Genomic DNA, 21794 nt, shown 5'->3' with positions numbered 1-21794 from the left:
GTGGGGATGAGTAAGGAAGTCAAAGGTAACGTAAGGGCGCAAAAAAAGCCGCACCAGTTTTAGGCAGCCTTTTCAGGTTTATGAACTAGGGTCAAGAAGTCAGTGAAACAGAAAAGCCAGTCCTGAGAAGGACTGGCTTTTCTGTACTCAAATTAAAGCAGCTTACTTGCCTTTCTCCGTGTCCGGCGACTCGGGAGCCTCTTCAGGCCGCTCGTCGCTGGCAAGGTTTGTGGCCTCTCCGCTCTTGCTGACCGAGAAAACAAGCTCTTCGGCGCCTTCCGTAAAGTCAGCAGTAATAACATCACCCTGCGCAATTTCTGCTTTCAGGATTTCCTCCGCAATCGGATCTTCGATGTACTTCTGGATAGCCCGGTTCAGTGGCCGTGCGCCGTACTTGGGGTCGTAGCCTTTCTCGGCCACGAAATCCTTGGCGGCTTCGGTCAGCTCCACTTTGTAGCCGAGCGTCTGAATGCGCGAGAGCAGCTTCGACAGCGAGATGTCGATGATCTTGTGGATATCCTTTTTCTCGAGCGAGTTGAAGACGATAACGTCATCCAAACGGTTGAGGAACTCGGGCGAGAAGGTTTTCCGTAGGGCATTGGTGATAGTGCCTTTGGTAATCTCGTCCAGGTTTTCCGTCCGGGCCTTGGTACCGAAACCGATACCAGCGCCGAAGTCTGCCAGGTCACGTGCCCCGATGTTGGAGGTCATGATGATGATGGTGTTCCGGAAGTCAACCTTACGGCCCAGGCCGTCGGTCAGGATACCGTCGTCGAGCACCTGCAGGAGCAGGTTATACACGTCGGGGTGAGCCTTTTCAATCTCGTCGAGCAAGATGACCGAGTACGGCTTGCGGCGGATTTTCTCCGTCAGCTGACCGCCTTCCTCGTAGCCCACGTAGCCGGGAGGTGCCCCCACAAGGCGCGATACGCTGAATTTCTCCATGTATTCGCTCATGTCGACACGTACCAAGGCATCTTCCTTGTCGAAGAGGTAGGTTGCCAGTACTTTGGCCAACTCCGTCTTACCTACGCCGGTTGGGCCCAGGAATACGAACGAGCCAATCGGCTTCTTGGGGTCCTTCAGGCCCACGCGGGTGCGCTGAATGGCTTTCACCAGCTGCTTAATGGCTTTGTCCTGACCAATTACGCGGCCCTGAAGCTCTTCGCCCATGTTGAGCAGCTTCTGGCTTTCGTTTTGGGCCACGCGGCTCACGGGAATACCGGTCATCATGGCAATAACTTCTGCCACATTTTCCTCTTTTACCGTGTAGCGCTTCTTCTTGGTCTCGTCCTCCCAGTTTTTCTTGGCGGTGTCGAGCTGTTCGAGCAGCTTCTTCTCCTTGTCGCGAAGCTGAGCAGCTTCTTCGTATTTCTGCGACTTCACCACGCGGTTTTTCTCCGTCTTGATATTCTCGATGCTTTCCTCAAGCTTCAGGATATCCTCTGGCACCACGATGTTGTTGATGTGTACGCGCGCACCAGCCTCATCGAGAATGTCGATGGCCTTGTCGGGCAGGAACCGGTCACTCATGTAGCGGTCCGACAGCTTAACGCAGGCCTCAATGGCCTTGTCGGTGTACACTACGTGATGGTGGTCCTGATACTTGTCCTTGATGTTGTGCAGGATTTCGATGGTTTCCTCGGGCGTGGTGGGGTCCACCATCACCATCTGGAAACGACGGGCCAGGGCGCCGTCTTTCTCGATATACTGCCGGTACTCGTCCAGCGTGGTGGCACCGATGCATTGAATTTCGCCGCGGGCCAGGGCTGGTTTGAACATGTTCGAGGCGTCGAGCGAGCCGGAAGCACCGCCAGCACCCACGATGGTGTGGAGCTCGTCGATGAACAGGATAACGTCAGGCGACTTCTCCAGTTCGTTCATTACGGCCTTCATACGCTCTTCAAACTGACCACGATATTTCGTGCCAGCTACCAGTGAGGCAAGGTCGAGGGTTACGACGCGCTTACCGAAGAGCACGCGCGACACCTTCTTCTGGATGATGCGTAGGGCGAGGCCTTCGGCAATAGCCGTTTTACCCACGCCGGGCTCACCGATCAGAATCGGGTTGTTCTTCTTGCGGCGCGACAGGATCTGAGCTACCCGCTCAATCTCCTTTTCGCGGCCCACAATGGGGTCGAGCTTGTCTTCCTCGGCCAGTTTGGTCAGGTCACGGCCAAAGTTGTCGAGAACGGGGGTACGCGACTTTTCACCGGGCTTTTTGGCGGCCGAGCTGCTGCCCGAAGCGCCACGACCGGCGCTGCCTCCAAAGAGTTTGTCGTTGTCGTCGTCGTCAGTGTCGGGGGCGCGGTCGGTGGGGGCAGTGTTGCCGTGGTAGTCCAGCGAGTCGCGAACGGCTTCGTAGTTCACGTTGAATTTGCTGAGAATTTGGGACGAAATGTTGTCTTCATCGCGCAAAATCGAGAGCAGCAGGTGTTCCGTGCCGATGATTTCACTCTTGAAGATTTTGGCCTCCAGATAGGTGATCTTGAGAACTTTCTCGGTCTGTTTTGTCAGCGGAATCGAGCCGGTAATGCTCGTTCCCTGAGTGGCCGTATTACGAGTTGCTTGCTCAAGGGCGTATTTCAGCTCTTCTACCGAGACGCCCAATTTCTTGAGCAAGCCGATAGCAGTGCCTTCCCCTTCGCGAATCATGCCTAGTAATAGGTGTTCGGTACCGATATAGTCGTGACCGAGCCGGATGGCCTCTTCCCGGCTCAGGGAGATGACCTCCTTGACTCGATTTGAGAATTTAGCTTCCATGCAGATAAGTAATGAAGAAAAACGGTGCCCCGCAAGCCAAGATTTACTGAACTATAAGCGGGTTGGGCCGAAGTAACCTGAAAACAGGTAAATACGGGCGAAGGTTCGGAGGCAGTAACTGCACTACGCAAGAAAACTGCCGGCGGCCGGTCCCTGCATAAAAAGCAGGTCTAAGATGCTGAGTCCCGGTACAAAATCTTTACCAAAGGTCTGTAGATATGGTCTTACCGACTTCCTGTCAGGTTCGGGGGCCAAAGCAGCTTTGGGTGTCAGACAATCGCGCCGGTCGAGCACGATGGGGGAGTCGTAGTGAGCGTGATATTCGGTGGTAAACTCCACGGGAGTCGGCAACCGCAGGCAGCGCAGGTAAAACCGCAGAAAAGCCAGATTCAGATCAAACAGTAGGGCAGGCTTCTGTACGTAGATGTCGTGCAGATAGTCGGCGTAGTACTCAAAGTACGGCGTGCCGCCGTAAGCGGTTTGCAGCCCACGCCAGTGTTGGTGTACCCAGTTCTGGCGGTAGTCTATTTCAATGGCCGAGGTGAGCACCTTTTCGCTGCGGTTGCCATCAATAACGGGCACCGTAAGGGGCTTCACGCCCTGGGCCGTTAGGATCAGGCAACGGTTGCGGTAGGTTTGCTTGCGGTAGTTGTCGTGGCGCTCCAGCCAGAGGGCATCGTGGCCGGCCAACTCGGCAAAGAACTGGGCGGGCGGATTGTACTGGGATTCGAAAAGGATGGGCACTGGCAGGGGAGAAGAGGCAGATTAGATAGAATACGCCGCAAGAAATAAAGGAAAAAATAGTATTTGCCCTATAAGGAATGTAAATACTTTTTCAAAATCATTGGGCACGGTTTGAGGGCTGAACCATTAGCTTCTCAAAACTGCTTCTGGGCTGAACGTTGTCCTCCCATATTACGTCAACCTGACATTATGCGTGCCTGTCTGCTAGTACTCGCTCTGTTTTTCTCCCTGACGGCCTACGCCGCCGTGCCGCCCCAGCTGTTGCTTGATGTCGCCCGTTTCCGCAACGAGGATATGGCCGTGAAAGGCGCCGTGATTGAGCTGTATGCCACCGTGCCCGGCCAGTCGCTCACCTATAAGCGGCGGGCACCCAAAGTGTTTCAGGCGGCGGCCAGCGTGACATTGGAAATAATTCGGGAAGATGGCTCGGCCGCCTACCAAGAAACTATCACGCTAAAGCCGCCAGTGCTGAGCGACACCTCCATCAGCCTAAAAAACCCGGTCAGCTTCCAGAAGCGGATTCTGCTGCCAGACGGTAAGTATACGCTCCGGGGGCAAGTGCGCGACCAGTACCGTAAGGGCCAGAACAACGTGGTAGAACAGCCGCTGGTAGTAGAGTCGGCCGGCAAGGCGCTGGCGCTGAGTGATGTAGTGCTATTGGCTCGGGCGGCGGCAAAATCGTCGGAGCCGAGTAACTTTGCCCGCGGTGGCTACAGCCTTACCCGGGCGCCGGGTGGGCTCTATGGCCGTGGTGCCGACAAGGTGTTTTTCTACGCTGAGCTCTACAACTCTAAGCCTGAGCAAACGGCCCAGGCACGTTACCGGCTGCGCTCGGAAGGTGCAACGAAGGATGTGCTGGTAACGAACGTCGCCATTCGGGGCCAGGCCGGCCAGAGTACGCCCGTCGTGGGCGAGCTGGATATGAGCAAACTGCCTGCCGGCGACTATACGCTAACCATAGAAATGCGCGACACCAAAAACAAAATTCTCTCCTCTAAAAATGCGCGTCTGCACCGTAACGTGGCCGAATACGCCCCGGCGGGCGTTGTAGCTCCTCAATGACAACAAGCACTGCCCGCAACTACCCTTGGTACTATCGGCCCTTCGACTGGCTTCTGACGGGCCTGGCCTACCTACCGCTTTCCGTCTTGTACGGCTTGGCCGGGGGGCTATATCTGCTGATGAACTACGTGGTGGGCTACCGCAAGCGGGTCGTTTTGGAAAATCTGCGCAACTCGTTTCCGGAAAAAACAGCTGCTGAGATTCAGCAAATCAGGAAGGAGTTCTATTGGCATTTCGCGCAGGTGATGGTCGAAATTCTGAAGCTGGCGGCCATGTCGGAGATAGAACTACGGCGGCGGGTAACGATTCGTAACCCGGAGCTGCTGTCGGGGCCATTTGCACAAGGGCGCACGGTGCTGGCGTTGGGCTCGCACGCGGGCAACTGGGAGTGGATTCTGCCTTCCGGGGCGCTGGAGTTTCCGGGCCGGGCGTACGGGGTATACAAGCCGCTCAGCAACCCGTTTTTCGAGGAGTTTCTCTACCGGCTGCGCACCCGCAGCGGGGCCCACCTGATTCCGATGCGCGACACGCTGCGCGACCTAGTCAGGCGGCGCACCGAGGGCCGGGCCATGAGCATGCTCACCGACCAGGCCGCCGGGCCCGAAGACCGCCCGTATTGGACCAACTTTCTCAACCAGGATACCAGCTTCTACAGCAGCGCCGACCGACTAGCCTCGCAGTTCAACTGCCCGGTGGTTTACGTCAATATCAAACGCGTGAAGCGGGGCTATTACGAGTTGGTAATTCTGCCGCTGCACGACGGCAACTCGCCTCTGGATAAGGACGCTAACGTGGTAACGGAGGCCTTTGCCCGCCATCTGGAGCGGGATATTCAGGCGCAGCCGGCCAGCTACTTATGGACGCACCGCCGCTGGAAGCACAAGAGGTGAGATAGTAAAATGGCGGGGTTGAGGTTCTGGATGAGCAATTTTGCGCCATCCAGAACCTCAACCCCGCCATTTTACTGTCTTACAGATATTGCTCGATGTCGCCGGCACCCTGACGCACCAGCTCGAAGTCGTCGTTGGTACAGTCGATGATGGTGCTGGGTACGTTGCCGCCGAAGCCGCCGTCGATGACCAGATCCACCAGCAGCCGGTATTTCTCGAAAATCAGGTCGGGGTCAGTTACGTACTCGTCGAGCGTGTTTTCATCTTCCCGCACCGACGTGCTGAAGATGGGGTTGCCCAGTTCTTTTACCAACTGAATGATGATGGTGCTGTCGGGCACCCGGATACCGACGGTTTTACGCTTGTTGCCGCCCTGGCGGGGCGCTTTCGAGCTGGCCTCGAAGATAAAGGTAAACGGACCGGGCAGGGCCTTCTTGATGACCTTGTAGGTAGGCGTGGTAATACCGTGGGCGTAATCGGCAATGTGGGAAAGGTCGGAGCAGATAAAGCTGAGGTTGGCCTTATCCGGATTCAGCCCTTTGATGCGGCAGAGCTTATCCACGGCTTTGGCATTGTGAATGTCGCAGCCGATACCATAGACCGTATCGGTGGGGTATATAATGATGCCACCTTTGCGGAGCACCTCCACAACTTGCTGAATACGGTTTTGGGGCGGGTTGTCGGGGTGGATGCGGAGCAGCGTGGCGGCCATAGCGGGGTAGGGAAGAGGTGAGAAAACAAAAACGCCGGCGGCGTTTGGGGCAGGACAAGGTAGTCGCTGCGCTACACAACTACCACTCATTCGCACATTTTGTCGGTAGGGTTACCCTGTGAGCTCAGAAAAGCCATAAAAAAAGCCCCGGCCAGAGCGGCCAGGGCTTTTTGAAAGCGAAGTACAAATGCTTATTGCTTCACGAACGAGCGGGTAGCCGTGCCGCCGGCGGTGGTGAACCGCACGGTGTAGACACCGGTACGCAGCGCCGATACGTCGAGGCCGAAGGCCTCCTGGCTGGCCGTAGCCTGCTGCACCCGCTGACCCAGCGCGTTGAAGATTTCAACTGAAGCACCAACGCCCTCTTTGCCGACCTGCAGGGTAATGCGGTTAGTAGCGGGGTTCGGGAAAATGTTCAGGGCGCTTTGCAGGGCCTTGTTCTGGTTGGCCAGCGTGGTGTTGCCGGTAGCCAGGGCGAAGTCGTCAACGGCCAAAACGGCATCAGCACCGAAGTCGTTGTTGTCTCTCCAGCGAATCCACATAGTAGTGCCGGCAGGCCAGGTCAGGCCCGTCACTACACCACCAATGAACTTAGAGTTGGCAGCGGCGTTGCCGTCTATGCTGCCTACGGGAGCCGTATTGTTGAGCTCTACCAGATCCAGAGCCGTTACTGGCGTCCAGGTAGCACCGGCCGAGTTGATACCCGTTGCATTGAGGCTGTATTCGAAGGCCGTCGTTTCAACGTTGGCGTTGTCGCCGGCGCGCCACTGCTCATGGCGGGCCGTGATGGTCAGGCGCGTAATAGCCGCTCCGCTGCTGTTGGTGAACACAGCGCCGAAAACAGGAACCGTGCTGCCCGAAGCCAAACCGCCTAGCGCCCGGTCGTTGTCGGTAGCACCACCGCTGGTGCCGGCATTGTATACGGCTCCCGATGCGCTGGTAGCTGTCAGAACAGTGGGAGCCAGCGTTTCACCAGCGGCGCCGGAGCCAGCAAACCGGACACCAGTCCAGCCAGTAGGATAGGTGATGCCCGTAGGAGTCATACCATCAAAATCCTGACGATAAACGCTGGTGCCGCCCGTAATGGCGATTGGAGTCTGAGCCTGGGCCGAGAGCGAGAAGCTGAGCAGCAGGGCAGCCACGGGCAGAATGCGCAGCTGCGCAAGAGTAGGAGTAAAGAGTGCCACGATAGTCAGTTGGAAAAAGTGAGAGTAAAAGTGAAATGAAGCCGTTGGTTGGACCCACGCCTCGAACCGGAGGCTAAGGTAAGGAAATGACAAAGCTCTGAAAAGTGCGGTATACGCAGGTTTCGAGCTAAAACTAAGTTAATACCACGCAACCCCCAAATTTTGTGTGTCTTGCCCCAATGTTACCAGTAAGTTATCATTGCTCTGCGGGTGTATGATGAAGTATGCAATAACTGCTATGTTAGCCTTTTTGCCCCAAAAGCCAGCTTCTCTACCGATACCGTTAGCCGCAACCAGCAAGGAATAGCTTTGCGCGGCGCTGGACTATTGCCGGACTGCAGCGAGAATGGTGGAACAACCGATAAGGCGTACTTTTGATGCGGAAAGCTCCGCGCCGCTACTGCTGTGGTAGCCCGTTGCGCTTCTTCGCATCATTCTGACATTCTGACTCGCTCTTCGTTTGCAATGACCAAACCCCGCATCGACTACAAAGCCCAGGCGCTCAAGCGTCGTAACCGCTTCGCCTATACCACCGGCGTGCTGGGCATCATTTTCATTACTTTCTTCTACTATTTCTACCAGGTTTTCTTCACGCCCAACGTCGAAACCAAGGGCCGGCCAACCTACGTGCTGGTGCGGCGCGGCCAAACCAGCAAGGCCGTGCTCGACTCCATCGACAAGACCGGCGTTATTGTCGACCGGCTTTCGATGTACTTCGTAGCCCGCCTGATGAAATATGACAAGCTGGTGAAGCCCGGCCGCTACGAGCTGAAGGACGGCTACACCAACCGCCAGCTGATTTCCGACCTGCGGGCCGGTCGCCAGTCGCCGCTGAAGCTCACGTTTCAGAACATCCGCCTGCGCCAGGAGCTGGCCCGCAAGCTCAGCACCGCCATCGACACCCGCCCCGGCCAGTTCGACTCGCTGCTGAGCAGCCCCACATACACCAAAAGCCTAGGTTTCGACACGACGAACATCATGACCATGTTCATCCCGAATACCTACGAGCTGTACTGGAACTCCTCGGCCGACAACCTCATGCAGCGCATGAAAAAGGAGTACGAGAAGTTCTGGACGCCGGCCCGGGATGCCAAGCGCAAAAAGTTTGACCTCACCCGCGCCCAGGTCAGTACGCTGGCCAGCATCGTGGAGGCCGAGCAGCAGCAGCACGCCGACGAGCGGCCCCGCGTGGCGGGCGTGTACCTCAACCGCCTTAAGCGTGGCATGAAGCTGCAGGCCGACCCCACGGTGGTGTATGCCAACAATGACTTCACCATCAAGCGGGTGCTGAACGTGCATCTGCAGAAGGATTCGCCCTACAACACCTACAAATACGCCGGTCTGCCGCCCGGTCCCATCAACCTGCCCAGCATTGCTAGCATCGACGCGGTGCTGAACCCCGAGGAGCACAACTACCTGTATTTCTGCGCCAAGGAGGATTTCAGCGGCTACCACGCCTTTGCCACCAACGAGGCCGGCCACCTCGTAAACGCCCGCCGCTACCAAGCCGCCCTGAGCCGCGCCGGGATTATGAAGTAAGTATTGAGTGCAGCCATGCAGGAACTGACAATTAAGAGAATCGAAAGAATACATACTGCGCTGCTGATGCTGTTAAGTATTTTCAGCGTGTACTGCTTTCTGTATTTCTTCTATCAGTCAGAATATTATCATGGGGATGGGCTGGGAAACCTGCCTGCAGGTGCTCCAAGCTTTATGCACACTATCAAAAGCAATTCTTGTTTGGCAGTAGCTGCGTCGGTGTTGGTAGCGGCGGTATGGGTGCCTTTTGCGGGACTTACTATCTGGTATGCGCCAACTATACGCCGCCGTTTACTGCTTGTTGGACTGGTTTTTCTTACAGCGCTGCTTTACGTATGTAGCTTTTCCGTTCCTGGAATGTACATCTGCTGGTGAAACGTGACCCAAGAACTTTCAACCTTTCACCCGTAACCTCATTTCTTTCATGTATAGCTCCGACACCCAGATCCGCGTGCGCTACGCCGAAACCGACCAGATGGGCTACGTCTATCATGGCAACTACGCGGCGTTTTTTGAAGTGGCCCGGACCGAGGCCTTTCGGCAGCTCGGCATCCGTTACAAAGATCTGGAGGCCGACGGCGTAGGCATGCCGGTGGGGGAAATCCGCACCCGGTTCCGGCGCCCGGCCCGCTATGACGACCTGCTCACGGTGCGCCTCATGCTGAAGCAGCCCGCCGAAGGCTCACGGGTGCTGTTTGAGTACGAAATCTACAACGAGGCCCAGGAACTGCTCACTGAGGGCCACACGTTGATGGTGTTTGTAAGCACCACCACGGGCCGCCCCGTCCCGATTCCGGCCGAAATCCAGAGCAAGCTGGCCCCGTATTTTACCGATGATGAGCTGGTGGGCCCCGTGACGCCCGCCGCCCAGAAGCTGCCTGCCGAAGCCCCGGCCGCCGCTGCTTTCATTCCCAACAAGCCCGCCCAACCCACCGAGTAAGATGGCAATGCGCCTGCCCGTTCGCCGCTACCACCTGCCCGACGTGCGCCGCCGGCGTTCCTACCGCAAGTTTATCGTGTGGCTCAAGCAGCTGCACATTGCCCACGGCCGCGCCTCGGTCTACGACGTGGTGGACAGGATGATTCAGGAGCTGAAACTCGACAGCATCACCAAGCGGGCCAGCTACATGGCCTTCAACTTTACGGTGGCCCTGTTTCCGACCATCATCTTCCTCTTCACCCTGATTCCCTACATTCCGGTGCCCAACCTGAACGTGGACATCCTGCAGTTTCTGGGCGACCTGATACCGCGGGAAATGTATTTGGCCGTGTCGGGCACCATTGAGGATATCGTGAACATTCCGCATGGGGGCTTGCTCTCGTTCGGTTTTGCCACGGCCCTGGTGCTCAGCTCCAACGGCATCATGGCTTTGCTCGACGCGTTTGAGAAGAAATATCCGTCGTTCAAGCGGCGCACGTATCTGCGCAAGCGCGTCATTGCCACGCTGCTCACCATCGTGCTGTCGTCGGTGCTGCTGTTTGCCATTGCCGGCATTTTCTTCGGTACCTACATCATCGACGCGCTGGTGTTCCACGAAATCGTGCCCGAGCAGTTCACCAGCCAGCTTATTTCGATTCTAAAGTACGGCTCGGTAGTGGGCCTGTTTCTGCTCACTACCTGCCTGGTGTACTACTACGTGCCACCGGTACACGACAAATGGCCGTTTCTCTCGGCCGGGGCCATTGTGGCCACGCTGCTCATCTTTCTGGTCTCGTTCCTGTTTATTCTCTACGTCAAGATTTTCGACAGCTACAACCACTTCTACGGCTCCATCGGCACGCTCGTAGGCTTCATGGTGTGGCTCGATTTCGTGTGCATGACCCTGATTCTGGGCTTCGAAGTCAACGTGAGCATCGATGCCGTGACCGGGCGGCTGAAAACCCGATAAGACGTTCAGCGTGAATTGCTAACACGTTGGAATGCTGGTCAGCATGAAGCAGAAAGGCTTTTTTTGACCAGAAAAAAGCAAAAAAAATACGTTGGCGGTATTGTCTGCTAACGGTGGCCTATTACTTTTGTCGTCCCGAAACCATTCATTACAACCTTATAGAGAGGTGGCAGAGTGGTCGAATGCGACGGATTCGAAATCCGTTATACCTGCAAGGGTATCGGGGGTTCGAATCCCCCCCTCTCTACTCGTTCGTTGCCGCAGATCGTGCGGCAACTGCTTTTTTACCACGAACACGCGTATTTACCACATCTAGAGAGCTGGCAGAGTGGTCGATTGCGGCGGTCTTGAAAACCGTTGAGGGTTAAACCTCCGGGGGTTCGAATCCCTCGCTCTCTACAGAAAACCCCGTTTGCATTACGCAAGCGGGGTTTTTCGTTTTTGGTAGGAACAAAAAACGCAGAATGAATCTTGCATGTTTGCTCTGTGTTGGGCACATTCCTCCTTTAGGAATAGGGCACTAGCCCCAACTGAATTACGACAACCAACTCCTTGCCATGTCCATCACCTCCCAAGCCGAGCTGACCGGCCTCCAGCAGATCAGCGCCGCCGTGGCCAATACTCTCCAGCAGATGCGCGCCTACGCCCAGCCCGGTATGAGCACCAAGGAGCTGGACGAATACGGCGGCCGCCTGCTGACCTCGATGGGCGCCCGCTCGGCCCCGCGCCTTGCCTACGGCTTCCCGGGCTGGACGTGCATCAGCGTCAATCAGGAAGTGGCGCACGGCATTCCGGCGGCGCATAAAGTGCTGCGGGAAGGCGACCTAGTCAACATCGACGTGTCGGCGGAGAAGGGCGGCTACTGGGCCGACAACGGTGGCTCATTTGTGCTCGGCACCGACATACATCAGCACCAGCCTTTGGTAGATGCCTCTCGGCAGATCCTGCGCACGGCCATCAGCCGCATCCGGGGCGGGGTGCGCATCGCCGATATTGGCGGACTGATTGAAACCGAAGCCCGCAAAGCCGGCTTCCGCGTCATCAAAAACCTCGTGGGGCACGGCATCGGGCGCAGCCTGCACGAGGAGCCCAGCGAAATTCCCAACTACTACGACCGCCACAACCTGAAGCGTTTCAAGAAGAACTCGGTGGTAGCCGTCGAAACATTCATTTCTACCCGCGCCAGCTTTGCCCACCAACTCAACAACGACGGCTGGACGCTGGCTACCAAAGATGGCAGCTTTGTGGCCCAGCACGAGCACACGCTGGTAGTCACCGACGGCCAGCCCCTGATCCTTACCTCGGCCAACGGCATCTGGGACTAGCTCTTAGCTGCCAACTGTACCCGAAAAGGGCCGCAGCACTGTATATTACAGTTGCTGCGGCCCTTTTTATTTGGTAGTAAGTTGTTACCGAACCGGCTTTGCGGAGCCAGCAGGCGTTGTTTTGCTGGCGCGTTTTGGCTTAGGCGCAGGCTTAGCCGGCTGGCTTTTGCGGGGTGATGTATTGGGCTTGAGGCCGGGATTGGTCAGCCGGTTGTCGTAGAGGAAGGCGTTGAGCGCCGGGGTGGGGCGGCCATCGTCGCCCCAGGCGCTGAGCTGGTAGCCGCTCCAGCTTTTGGCGCCTTGCGGCTCCCAGTAAAACACCCCCAGCCCCTTGCCGTTGGGCACCGCCTGGGTAGCCTTGATGACGGCCACCAGCATGTCGTAGGTATTCTGCGGCAGCTTGTAGTCGCCGCCTACTTCGGTGATGATTACTTCTTTGCCGTAGCGGCTTACCATGTCGTTCATGTTGGCCTGCAGGTTGTCGATGGAGGCCGTGTAATCCTGCTTCAGCCAGAAAGGATAGTACGACATGCCGATGACGTCGTATTTGCCCTTGTTGGCGGTCAGATTGTCGAAGAACGAGCGGTACAGGGCACTGTCGTTGCCCCGGTCGAGGTGCACAATTACCTTCGAGCTGGCACTCACGGCCTTCACCGCGTCATAGCCCTTATTGATGAGCTGGGTAAGCTGGCTGAAGTTAGTGGTGCTGCCCTCGGGCCACATCATGCCATTGGGTATCTCGTTGCCAATCTGGACCCATTCGGGGGTGACGCCGCTGGCCTTCAGGCTGGTCATCACGCTGAAGGTGTGGTCGTACACATCCTGCATTAGCTGTGGAAATGGGTGGCTGGCCCAAGCGGCGGGCTTGGCCTGCTTGGCCGGGTCGGCCCAGGTGTCGCTGTAGTGGAAGTCAATCATGAGGCGGAAACCCAGATTTTTGGCCCGCTTGGCCATCATTACCACTTCGGCCGGGCTGCAATGGCCGCTTGCTTTGTCGTTGGAAGGATTAACGAACACGCGCAGCCGAATGGAGTTGATGCCTTTGTCTTTCAGGATCTGGAAACAGTCCTGGGCCACGCCCTGGTCGTTGTAGAACACGTAGCCGGTGGCTTCCATCTGCTGCAGCCAACCCACGTCGGCGCCTTTGGCAAAGCTCTGGGCCGTGGCGGCCGGGGTCAGGAAAAGCGTGGAGCACAAGGTGGCGCCAACTATCAGGGCTTTGCGTAGCGCGGCCCGGCGAAATAGATTGTGCATACAATGACTGGATTAGACTCTGGAAATGGGTACTTGCCTCAAGCCTGGCGCAAAGGGAAGGGTCGGACGATAGCAGGCAGCGGTAAAAGTACAGTAGAAACGCTCCTTGCGCTTGATACGGCCAACTAGCTTTGAGCCCGGCGGCTAGACTATACCGGCCCGGCTACGTATTACGACCTCAATGCAAAGCAGACGCTACGTAGGTCTACGCGGCGTGTGTACATTGCGGGCTCAATCCAAACTCTCAACAATGGCAAAGATTAAAGTAGCTAACCCGGTCGTGGAGCTTGACGGCGACGAGATGACGCGTATCATCTGGAAATTCATCAAGGATAAGCTGATTACCCCGTACCTGGAGCTGGACATTAAGTACTACGATCTGGGAATCGAGTACCGCGACGAAACCAACGACCAGGTAACCATCGACGCGGCCAACGCCATCAAGCAATACGGCGTGGGCATCAAGTGTGCCACCATTACGCCCGACGAGGAGCGCGTGAAGGAGTTCAACCTCAAGCAGATGTGGAAGTCGCCGAACGGCACCATCCGCAACATTCTGGACGGCACCGTGTTCCGCGAGCCAATCGTGATGAGCAACGTGCCCCGCCTGGTACCCAACTGGACGGCCCCGATCTGCATCGGCCGCCACGCTTTCGGCGACCAGTACCGCGCCACCGATTTCGTGACCAAGGGCAAAGGCAAGCTCACCATCAGCTTCCAGCCCGAAGACGGCGGCGAAGCACAATCGTTTGAGGTCTACAACTTCAAAAGCGACGGTGTGGCCCTGGCCATGTACAACACCGACGAATCCATCCGCGGCTTTGCCCACGCCTGCTTCAACCAGGCGTTGATGAAAGGCTGGCCGCTGTATTTGTCGACCAAAAACACCATCCTGAAAAAGTACGATGGCCGCTTCAAGGACATCTTCCAGGAAATCTACGAGCAGGACTACCAGGCTAAGTTTACGGAAGCCGGCATCACCTACGAGCACCGGCTGATTGACGACATGGTAGCCTCGGCCCTGAAATGGAACGGCAACTTCGTGTGGGCCTGCAAAAACTACGACGGCGACGTGCAGAGCGACACCGTAGCTCAGGGCTTCGGCTCGTTGGGCCTGATGACCTCGACGCTGGTAACGCCCGACGGCGGCACCATGGAAGCCGAAGCGGCCCACGGCACCGTGACGCGCCACTACCGCGACCATCAGAAAGGCAAGCCCACCTCCACCAACCCCATTGCCAGCATCTTCGCCTGGACGCGCGGCCTGGAGTTCCGCGGCAAGCTCGACGACAATCAGGAGCTTATCGACTTCTGCCACAAGCTGGAAGCCGTATGCATCGAAACCGTGGAAAGCGGCAAGATGACCAAGGACCTGGCCGTCTGCATCCACGGCAACAAAGTGGAGCACGGCCGCGACTACCTCTACACCGAGGAGTTCCTGGAAGCCCTGGACACGAACCTGAAAGCTAAGCTGGGCCAATAAGTGCCGCGCTAATTGCCAGTGAAAAAGCCCATCCGCGAGTCGGATGGGCTTTTTTGTGCCGCGCCGGTTTCGTAGCCAGCTGCTTGTGTAACGGCTACCGGCTGGCTGGGTGCGCCGCGTACGAAGTATACCGAACCGGAGAATCACTGGCTGCTGTCGGCTGGCTATGGACGGCTAGAAAACGGCGGGCAGCGCTTAATTCGGGCCGGGTAGAGCCGGACGCCTGCGTCAGTAGCTGTTGGTAATACCGGTTGGCTTTGGCTTCATTGCCAATTTGCCCTGCCGCTAGCCCGGCGCCGTAGAGCCCGTTGAATCGGTTGGGGTGCCGGCGCAAATCCTCCTCGTAGGCCGCCAGCGCCTCGTTTGGCCGGTGTAACTGCAGGAGCATGTCGCCCAGCAGCTCGCGTGCCGGCAGTACTTCGCCAGGGGTTACGGGGGGCTTTTCGGTGCGGTCTTCCAGGTCGGCAGCGGCCCGCATCCGGCGCAGGGCCTGCTCGGGTTTTCCGTCCTGCATATCCAGCCAAGCCAGGCCACTGGTAAGCTGGATTTCGACCTGAGTAGCTTTGTAGGCGTCTTTCTGTTGCAATAGAAGCGCCTGCAGCCGCCGCAGCTCCTGCACCTCAGCTTGGGCGGCGGGCCGGTTGTGGGTGTGCGCCGCCCCCATTAGCCGGGCGAAATGGATAATGGCTTTCTGCCACGGAAATTTTTCCCAGGGAAAGTCGGTGGCATGGCTTTGCAAGGTGGCGGCTTCCGGCCAATTGCGGTTTTCGAGCAGGTAGCGGGCGGGTATGGCGGCAAAGGAATAAGCTACCTTAAACGTGAGCGGCTCAACCTGTTGGATGGTTTGCAGATAGTCCCACTGCTGGCGGGCCAGGCGGTTTTCGCCTTTCTGCAGGTAAGCGTACATCAGGTAGTCGAGACCGTGCAGCTCCTCATCCCAGTGGCCTTTTATGCCGGCTTGCTGGGCGTAGCACTGCGCCGCCGCTACTGAGGCAAGATTCGACTCAATATTCTCCGTCCAGAGGCCCAGCCGGGTGAAAATATGGGAGGGCATGTGCTGGGCATGGGCCGAGGAAGGCGCCACCGCGGCATAGCGGCGGGCAGCCGGCAGGGCCCGGACGGCCAGCGTGGGCGTATCGTAGGCGTGAATAAGGTAATGCACGATGCCCGGATGGTTCAGATTGTCGGGGTATAGGGCGGCCAGAATCCGGCCGGCCTTTTTCTGCTTGGTAAACGTGGTATCGGTTGGGGCCGCGGCAGCCGTCAGGGCCAGAGCGTAAAAAACGGTGGCCTCCTTATCATCCGGGTACTTCTGGGCCAGCTGCTCCGTGGCCTGCTCAAAGCGCAGGCACCGCGTCCGGTGGTCTACGGTAGGCCAGTCCTGGTAGAAGGCGGCAATGGTGGCGAGGTAATCGGCTTCCCGGGCCGGCAATTGCGGCAGGGCGCGGGCAATAGCCACAGCTTTAGCGCCTTTCTGCAGCTCGGCTTCCGTGGGCGGGGCCCAAAGCGGGTGGAAATTGCTCATGGCCACGCCCCAGTAGGCCATGGCACAAGTAGGCTGAGTGCGAATAATACCGGCAAAGACTTTCTCGGCTTCCTCGTACTCGAAGGAATGCAGCAGCTTGAGACCCAGGCCGAAGCTTTCCTGGGCCGGGCCGGGACAGGCAATGGGAAAACGCACCGTACCAAACTGCGCGTCGGGCAGTCCACAGATGATAACCTTGCCCGCTTTGAGGTTCATTTCATTGAGCGCCTTACGGGACGGGGTGGCCTTCTTCTCGCTGCAACTCCAACTCAGTAAAGCCAGCGGCAGGCAGAGAAACCAATAAGGCAACGGCTGTTTCATGATCGGAACCGAAAGGTGGTTAAATGACCATTTAATCGGGATAGGCAGGCGGCAGTGCCTTTTCGCCCGCCTGCCGAAACCACGAAGCCGCCCGGTGACCTCTGTATGCGGCTTAATAAATATATTCAAAAAGATGCAACTCGTAACGGCCTTCCCGCTCCCTGAAACTTCGTCGCTCTGCCGCCGACTGACCTTGGTCTAAACACCAAAGCGCCCGTTTCCACTGCTGGAAACGGGCGCTTTGACGTGCTAGAAGGCTGATCAGCGGTTCTTAAACTGCGCAATAGCTGCGCGGGTAAATTCCGACAGCACCAGCCGGCCGCTGATGGCAGCCCGCTCAGGAAGCAGCGTATCCCAGTGCTCGGTGCCCTGCCAGCACACCTGCTTCAGTTCGGTCAGGGCCTCGGGGTTGTAAGTGGCCAGCTTTTCGGCGAAGGTTTGCACGGCTAGGTCCAGTTCGGCGGTGGTGGCTAGCACTTCGGCGTAGAGGCCCCGCGCCTGCGCCCACTCAGCCGAGCGAAATTCGGCGGCATCCAGGGCCAGTTGCGTGTAGGCCGCGTTGCCGATTTTGCGCTCCACGGCTGGGCCCACCACGAATGGCCCGATGCCGACCACCAGCTCGCTGAGCTTCACGGCGGCCTGGGCGGTGGCAAAGCAGTAGTCGGTGGAGGCGGCCACGCCCACGCCACCGCCAATGGCCTTGCCCTGCACCCGGCCGATGATGATTTTGGAGCAGGTGCGGCAGGCGTTAATCACCTGGGCAAAACCCGAGAAAAACGCCAAGCCCTGGGCTTCGTCCTCAATGGCAATCAGCTCGTCGAAGCTGGCCCCGGCGCAGAACGTCCGCTCGCCCTCACTGCGCAGAATGATGACTTTGGTAGCGGCATTCTGGCCGGTGGCAGTAATGGTACGGGCCAGCTCGTTGAGCAGCACGCCAGGCAGGGAGTTATGGCTGGGGTGGAAAAACGAAACGGTGCTGATGCCGTGGGCGTCGGTGGTTACTTCGACTTTGCCGGCGGAAAGGGTATCGGTGGTTGTCATGGGAGAGGTTGGGAATATGAACGTCATGTCTCCTGCTGGCCGACATGACGTTCTATTGTTGGGATATTCTATGCCTGATCCTTCTTCTTAACCATTGTCAGAATCGTAGCCACCGCCACCGTTTCGCCGGTTTCGTCGCTCACGTCCACCAGCCAGCGCACGATGCCCTTGGCAACGTCCTCGGCGTCGCGCTTCTCCTGGCCAATTTTCTCCTTCACGGTCAGCTTCACGCCGATGGTCATGCCCGGGTACACGGGCTTGGTGAAGCGGCACTCGTCGAGGCCATAATTCAGCAGCACTGGCCCTTTGCGCGGATCCACGAACATGCCGGCGGCCTTACTCAGAATGTAGTAGCCGTGGGCCACACGGCCCGTAAAGAGCGTGCCTTCCAGGGAAGTAGCGTCTACGTGAGCGTAGAAATTGTCGCCCGACACCTGGGCAAAGCTGGTGATGTCGGCTTCCGTGACGGTGTGGCGGTGGGTGGTATAGGTCTGCCCGATTTCCAGCTCCTCGAAGTAGTGCTGAAACGGGTGCTTGTCGCGCTCAATTTGCTTGGCTTTCGGCTGATACACTTCCGTAATGGCCGTAATCATGCTCGGGGAGCCCTGAATGGCGACGCGCTGCATAAAGTGCTCCACGCCGCGCATGCCGCCCATTTCCTGGCCGCCGCCGGCCCGACCCGGGCCACCGTGGATGAGCAGGGGCAGGGGGGAGCCGTGGCCGGTGCTTTCCTTGGCCACTTCCTCATTGATAACCAGAATCCGGCCGTGGTGGGTGGCCGCGCCCAGCACGAAATCCTGGGCCGTGCGTGGGTCGTTGGTAGCCACCGAGCACACCAAGGAGCCCTTGCCCAGATTCGCCAGCGCAATGGCCTCATCCACGTCCTTGTAGGGCATCAGCGTAGCCACGGGGCCGAAAGCTTCGATATCGTGGGTGTCGGTGAATTTGAACGGCTCGGAATTCAACAATACGATGGGCGACATAAACGCGCCTACTTTGCAGTCACCCCCGATAACCTGCACGTTGTCCAGGTCGCCGTACACGATGGGCGTATGCTGGGCGAGGTGGCGCACCTGCTCCCGAACTTTGCGCACCTGCTCCATGCCGGCCAGCGCGCCCATGCGCACGCCCTCGGCCTGCGGGTGGCCGATGGTGGTTTGGGCCAACGCTTTGCCGAGGGCAATCTGCACATCTTCGAGCAGGTTTTCGGGCACGATAACGCGGCGGATGGCGGTGCATTTCTGCCCGGCCTTGGCCGTCATTTCCTTGCGGATTTCCTTGATAAACAGGTCAAATTCGGCGGTGCCGGGTACGGCATCGGGGCCCAGCACGGCCGAGTTCAGCGAGTCGGCCTCCATGTTGAAGGGCACGGCTTCGGCGAGAATGCGCGGGTGGCCCTTGAGCTTGCGGCCCGTTTCGGCCGAGCCCGTGAAGGTAACGACATCCTGGTAGGTGACGTGGTCGAGGATGCCGATGCCGGTGCCGCACACGAGCTGCAGCGCGCCTTCGGGCAGGATTTTGGAGGCAATGATTTCGCGCACTACGGCTTCGGTAAGGTAGGCCGAAGGCACGGCGGGCTTCACAATGGCGGGCATACCGGCCAGCAGGTTTACCGCAATTTTCTCCAGCATTCCCCAGATCGGGAAGTTGTAGGCATTGATGTGAATAGCTACGCCTTCCTTGGGTACCATGATGTGGTGGCCGATGAAGTTGCCGGCTTTCGACAGCGCAATCGGGTCCGACTCGACGTAGAAAGGCTTGTCCGGGAATTTGCGACGCAGCGAGGCATTGGCAAACAGGTTGCCGATACCGCCCTCGATGTCAATCCAGGAGTCGGCGCGGGTGGCGCCGCTGCGGTAGCTGAGGGTGTAGAAGTCCTCCTTTTTGCTGTCGAGGTGCAGGGCCAGGGCCTTGATCATTCGGCCCCGCTCATGAAAAGTCATTTTGCGCAGGGCCTTGTTGCCTTTCTGACGGGCATAGTCCAGCATGGCCGCGTAGTCGAGTCCTTCGCTGCTGGTGGTGGCAATCAGCTCGCCGGTGCTGGCATCGAAGAGCTCCTGCGACTGGCCCGTGCCGGGCATCCAGCGGCCCAGGGCGTAGTTTTCAAGGGTGGGCGTTTTCATATTGGGAGAGGAAAGGAGGGAGGAGTAGCGCGAACTGTGTAGTTCGCGTGGTTGAACGACAATTGTGGAAACGGCGTGGGGTACGCGAACTACACAGTTCGCGCTACTGCTTGCGCTCATTCCAGGTTTGGTAGCTGGCTTGCTGCACGGGCCGGTCGGCGGGTACTTCGCGTAGCGGCTCGCAAGCTTGCAGCGTGGCGTGGCAGTCGGCGGGCAGTTGCATGTAAATCTGGGTGCCCTGGGTTTTCCAGGCCAGCATGTCGTCGGTTACCTGCCGGATGATCTTGTGCGGATTGCCCACTACTAGGCTGCGGGGCGGAATGATTTCGTCGGCCTTGATGAAGCTTAAGGCCCCAATCACGCACTCGTCGCCGATTTCGACCCGGTCCATAAGTACGGCGTTCATGCCCACCAGCACATTGCGGCCCACGGTGGCGCCGTGAATAATGGCACCGTGGCCGATGTGCGCCATTTCCTTGAGCCGCGTAGTGGTGCCCGGGAACATATGCACGGTGCAGTTTTCCTGCACGTTGCAGTTGTCTTCGATGATAATCTGGCCCCAGTCGCCGCGAATGGCCGCGCCCGGCCCGATGTACACGTTGCGGCCGATGATGACGTTGCCCGTAACCGTAGCCTGCGGGTGCACGAAAGCCGACTCGTGCACCACCGGAATAAAGCCGTTGAAGGAGTAAATCATACCCGCTCGATGATGGCCGCGTAGCCCTGACCCACGCCTATGCACATCGTGATGAGGGCGTAGCGCTTGTGCTGCCGGTGCAGCTCCAGAGCAGCCGTGTTCAGAATGCGCGCCCCGCTCATGCCCAGGGGGTGGCCCAGGGCAATGGCGCCGCCGTTGGGGTTGATGCGCGGGTCATTGCCTTCGAGGCCCAGGCCCCGCACGCAAGCCAGCGTTTGGGCGGCAAAGGCTTCGTTGAACTCGATGATATCCATTTGATCCAGCGTGAGGCCCGCTTTCTTCAAAGCCAGCTGCGAGGCCGGTACCGGCCCGATGCCCATCGTGCGGGGCTCCACGCCGGCCACACCCATCGACACTAGCCGGGCGCGGGGCGTAAGGCTGTGCTGCTTGAGGCCGTCTTCCGATGCCCAGAGCAAAGCCGCCGCGCCATCGTTCAGGCCCGAGGAGTTGCCGGCCGTTACGGAGCCGTTCTTCCGAAACGCGGGTCGCAGCTTGGCCAGTACGTCGAGTGTGGTGTCGGCTTTGATAAACTCGTCGTGGGCAAACAGCACCGGCTCGCCCTTACGCTGGGGAATGGGCACGGCCACGATTTCCGCGGCGAAGCGGCCTGAGTCGCGGGCCCGGCCGGCCCGTTGGTGCGACTCGTAGGCAAACTGGTCCTGATCCTCGCGGCTGATGTGGTACTGATCCACCAGGTTTTCGGCCGTTTCGCCCATGGCGTCGATGCCGTACATGGCTTCCAGCTTCTCATTCACGAAGCGCCAGCCAAAGCTCGAATCGTACATTTTGGAGTCGGTGCCAAAGGCTTTGCTGGGCTTCGACATCACGAAGGGCGCGCGAGTCATGCTCTCCACGCCCCCGGCCAGGAACAAGTCCCCGTCGCCGCTCTGGATGGCCCGGGCGGCGGCAATGCCGGCCGAGAGGCCCGAGGCGCACAGGCGGTTCACGGTTTCGCCGGGCACCGAAGTGGGCAGGCCGGCTAGCAGCAGGGCCATGCGGGCCACGTTGCGGTTGTCTTCCCCAGCTTGGTTGGCGCAGCCCAGAATCACGTCGGCAATGGCGGCCGGGTCGGCGGTGGGGTTGCGTTTCAGCAGATCCTGCAGCACCAGCGCGGCCATATCGTCGGGGCGTACGGTGGCGAGGGTGCCGCCGAAGTTACCAATGGGCGTCCGGATTCCGTCAACTAAATAGGCTTGCTTCATGGAGTGTTTTGTTTTTCAAGAACGTCGCGCTGAGTGA

The 21794-nt window shown here is 58.4% G+C and carries 17 protein-coding genes and 2 tRNA genes; 9 read left to right on the top strand and 10 right to left on the bottom strand.

Features of this window, described 5'->3' with window-relative positions:
- Positions 1-162 precede the first annotated feature (162 nt).
- Together LGH74_RS10410 and LGH74_RS10405 are read right to left on the bottom strand one after the other, a co-directional pair.
- Positions 163-2763 (bottom strand): ATP-dependent Clp protease ATP-binding subunit, encoded by a 2601-nt coding sequence (locus tag LGH74_RS10410; RefSeq protein WP_226175422.1) that lies wholly within the window; start codon positions 2761-2763, stop codon positions 163-165.
- Positions 2764-2886: 123 nt separating this feature from the next.
- On the bottom strand, positions 2887-3507 hold the full coding sequence (locus tag LGH74_RS10405; RefSeq protein ID WP_226175420.1) for a WbqC family protein: 621 nt from the start codon (positions 3505-3507) through the stop codon (positions 2887-2889).
- Between the two features lie 189 nt (positions 3508-3696).
- On the opposite strand from LGH74_RS10405, the gene LGH74_RS10400 reads away from it, so the two are divergent.
- Complete coding sequence (locus LGH74_RS10400; protein ID WP_226175418.1) at positions 3697-4569, top strand: hypothetical protein; 873 nt, start codon at positions 3697-3699, stop codon at positions 4567-4569.
- Positions 4566-5459 (top strand): lysophospholipid acyltransferase family protein, encoded by an 894-nt coding sequence (locus LGH74_RS10395; protein WP_226175416.1) that lies wholly within the window; start codon positions 4566-4568, stop codon positions 5457-5459. The genes LGH74_RS10400 and LGH74_RS10395 overlap by 4 nt, the downstream gene beginning before the upstream one ends.
- A gap of 79 nt (positions 5460-5538) precedes the next feature.
- On the opposite strand, the gene LGH74_RS10390 is transcribed toward LGH74_RS10395, so the two are convergent.
- Together LGH74_RS10390 and LGH74_RS25085 are read right to left on the bottom strand one after the other, a co-directional pair.
- Positions 5539-6171: an L-threonylcarbamoyladenylate synthase gene (locus LGH74_RS10390; RefSeq protein WP_226175414.1), complete on the bottom strand. Its 633-nt coding sequence runs from the start codon at positions 6169-6171 to the stop codon at positions 5539-5541.
- Between the two features lie 191 nt (positions 6172-6362).
- On the bottom strand, positions 6363-7358 hold the full coding sequence (locus LGH74_RS25085; protein WP_226175412.1) for a T9SS type A sorting domain-containing protein: 996 nt from the start codon (positions 7356-7358) through the stop codon (positions 6363-6365).
- A gap of 465 nt (positions 7359-7823) precedes the next feature.
- Here LGH74_RS25085 and mltG point away from each other — a divergent pair, with 465 nt between their 5' ends.
- From mltG to map, 6 genes are all read left to right on the top strand, one after another.
- The gene (gene mltG, locus LGH74_RS10380; RefSeq protein WP_226175410.1) at positions 7824-8897 is read left to right on the top strand and encodes an endolytic transglycosylase MltG; all 1074 of its coding nucleotides are present in this window, start codon (positions 7824-7826) and stop codon (positions 8895-8897) included.
- Positions 8898-9321: 424 nt separating this feature from the next.
- Positions 9322-9837 carry an acyl-CoA thioesterase gene (locus LGH74_RS10375; RefSeq protein WP_226175408.1) on the top strand — a complete coding sequence of 172 codons (516 nt, stop codon included), beginning with the start codon at positions 9322-9324 and terminating at the stop codon, positions 9835-9837.
- A gap of 7 nt (positions 9838-9844) precedes the next feature.
- On the top strand, positions 9845-10786 hold the full coding sequence (locus tag LGH74_RS10370; RefSeq protein WP_226175406.1) for a YihY/virulence factor BrkB family protein: 942 nt from the start codon (positions 9845-9847) through the stop codon (positions 10784-10786).
- A 160-nt stretch (positions 10787-10946) separates the two neighbouring features.
- Positions 10947-11033 (top strand) — tRNA-Ser (locus tag LGH74_RS10365).
- A 67-nt stretch (positions 11034-11100) separates the two neighbouring features.
- A tRNA-Ser gene (locus LGH74_RS10360) sits at positions 11101-11185 on the top strand.
- Positions 11186-11343: 158 nt separating this feature from the next.
- Positions 11344-12111, top strand: a complete 768-nt coding sequence (gene map, locus LGH74_RS10355; RefSeq protein ID WP_226175404.1) for a type I methionyl aminopeptidase — start codon at positions 11344-11346, stop codon at positions 12109-12111.
- An 84-nt stretch (positions 12112-12195) separates the two neighbouring features.
- On the opposite strand, the gene LGH74_RS10350 is transcribed toward map, so the two are convergent.
- Positions 12196-13365, bottom strand: coding sequence for a glycoside hydrolase family 53 protein (locus tag LGH74_RS10350; protein WP_226175402.1), 1170 nt, complete (start codon positions 13363-13365; stop codon positions 12196-12198).
- Positions 13366-13615: 250 nt separating this feature from the next.
- Here LGH74_RS10350 and LGH74_RS10345 point away from each other — a divergent pair, with 250 nt between their 5' ends.
- Entirely contained in the window at positions 13616-14848 is a 1233-nt protein-coding gene (locus LGH74_RS10345; RefSeq protein WP_226175400.1) for an NADP-dependent isocitrate dehydrogenase, read from the top strand.
- Positions 14849-14942: 94 nt separating this feature from the next.
- On the opposite strand, the gene LGH74_RS10340 is transcribed toward LGH74_RS10345, so the two are convergent.
- From LGH74_RS10340 to pcaF, 5 genes are all read right to left on the bottom strand, one after another.
- Positions 14943-16694, bottom strand: a complete 1752-nt coding sequence (locus tag LGH74_RS10340; RefSeq protein ID WP_226175398.1) for a tetratricopeptide repeat protein — start codon at positions 16692-16694, stop codon at positions 14943-14945.
- 261 nt (positions 16695-16955) lie between these two features.
- On the bottom strand, positions 16956-17735 hold the full coding sequence (locus tag LGH74_RS10335) for an enoyl-CoA hydratase/isomerase family protein (RefSeq protein WP_226175396.1): 780 nt from the start codon (positions 17733-17735) through the stop codon (positions 16956-16958).
- A 68-nt stretch (positions 17736-17803) separates the two neighbouring features.
- Entirely contained in the window at positions 17804-19858 is a 2055-nt protein-coding gene (paaZ, locus tag LGH74_RS10330) for a phenylacetic acid degradation bifunctional protein PaaZ (RefSeq protein WP_226175394.1), read from the bottom strand.
- A gap of 103 nt (positions 19859-19961) precedes the next feature.
- Positions 19962-20555, bottom strand: a complete 594-nt coding sequence (locus LGH74_RS10325) for an acyltransferase (RefSeq protein WP_226175392.1) — start codon at positions 20553-20555, stop codon at positions 19962-19964.
- Positions 20552-21757, bottom strand: a complete 1206-nt coding sequence (pcaF, locus tag LGH74_RS10320) for a 3-oxoadipyl-CoA thiolase (protein WP_226175390.1) — start codon at positions 21755-21757, stop codon at positions 20552-20554. The genes LGH74_RS10325 and pcaF overlap by 4 nt, the downstream gene beginning before the upstream one ends.
- Between the last annotated feature and the right edge of the window lie 37 nt (positions 21758-21794).

Source organism: Hymenobacter lucidus, assembly GCF_020447265.1.
In the GTDB taxonomy this organism is placed as follows: domain Bacteria; phylum Bacteroidota; class Bacteroidia; order Cytophagales; family Hymenobacteraceae; genus Hymenobacter; species Hymenobacter lucidus.
This window is presented reverse-complemented; position numbering and strand designations above follow the sequence as displayed.

What these genes read in the sequence shown, in the direction of transcription:
- LGH74_RS10410 (WP_226175422.1), bottom strand. Translation starts at nt 2,763, where the DNA reads ATGGAAGCTAAATTCTCAAATCGAGTCAAGGAGGTCATCTCCCTGAGC.
- LGH74_RS10400 (WP_226175418.1), top strand. Translation starts at nt 3,697, where the DNA reads ATGCGTGCCTGTCTGCTAGTACTCGCTCTGTTTTTCTCCCTGACGGCC.
- LGH74_RS10395 (WP_226175416.1), top strand. Translation starts at nt 4,566, where the DNA reads ATGACAACAAGCACTGCCCGCAACTACCCTTGGTACTATCGGCCCTTC.
- LGH74_RS10390 (WP_226175414.1), bottom strand. Translation starts at nt 6,171, where the DNA reads ATGGCCGCCACGCTGCTCCGCATCCACCCCGACAACCCGCCCCAAAAC.
- mltG (WP_226175410.1), top strand. Translation starts at nt 7,824, where the DNA reads ATGACCAAACCCCGCATCGACTACAAAGCCCAGGCGCTCAAGCGTCGT.
- LGH74_RS10375 (WP_226175408.1), top strand. Translation starts at nt 9,322, where the DNA reads ATGTATAGCTCCGACACCCAGATCCGCGTGCGCTACGCCGAAACCGAC.
- LGH74_RS10370 (WP_226175406.1), top strand. Translation starts at nt 9,845, where the DNA reads ATGCGCCTGCCCGTTCGCCGCTACCACCTGCCCGACGTGCGCCGCCGG.
- map (WP_226175404.1), top strand. Translation starts at nt 11,344, where the DNA reads ATGTCCATCACCTCCCAAGCCGAGCTGACCGGCCTCCAGCAGATCAGC.
- LGH74_RS10350 (WP_226175402.1), bottom strand. Translation starts at nt 13,365, where the DNA reads ATGCACAATCTATTTCGCCGGGCCGCGCTACGCAAAGCCCTGATAGTT.
- LGH74_RS10345 (WP_226175400.1), top strand. Translation starts at nt 13,616, where the DNA reads ATGGCAAAGATTAAAGTAGCTAACCCGGTCGTGGAGCTTGACGGCGAC.
- LGH74_RS10340 (WP_226175398.1), bottom strand. Translation starts at nt 16,694, where the DNA reads ATGAAACAGCCGTTGCCTTATTGGTTTCTCTGCCTGCCGCTGGCTTTA.
- LGH74_RS10335 (WP_226175396.1), bottom strand. Translation starts at nt 17,735, where the DNA reads ATGACAACCACCGATACCCTTTCCGCCGGCAAAGTCGAAGTAACCACC.
- paaZ (WP_226175394.1), bottom strand. Translation starts at nt 19,858, where the DNA reads ATGAAAACGCCCACCCTTGAAAACTACGCCCTGGGCCGCTGGATGCCC.
- LGH74_RS10325 (WP_226175392.1), bottom strand. Translation starts at nt 20,555, where the DNA reads ATGATTTACTCCTTCAACGGCTTTATTCCGGTGGTGCACGAGTCGGCT.
- pcaF (WP_226175390.1), bottom strand. Translation starts at nt 21,757, where the DNA reads ATGAAGCAAGCCTATTTAGTTGACGGAATCCGGACGCCCATTGGTAAC.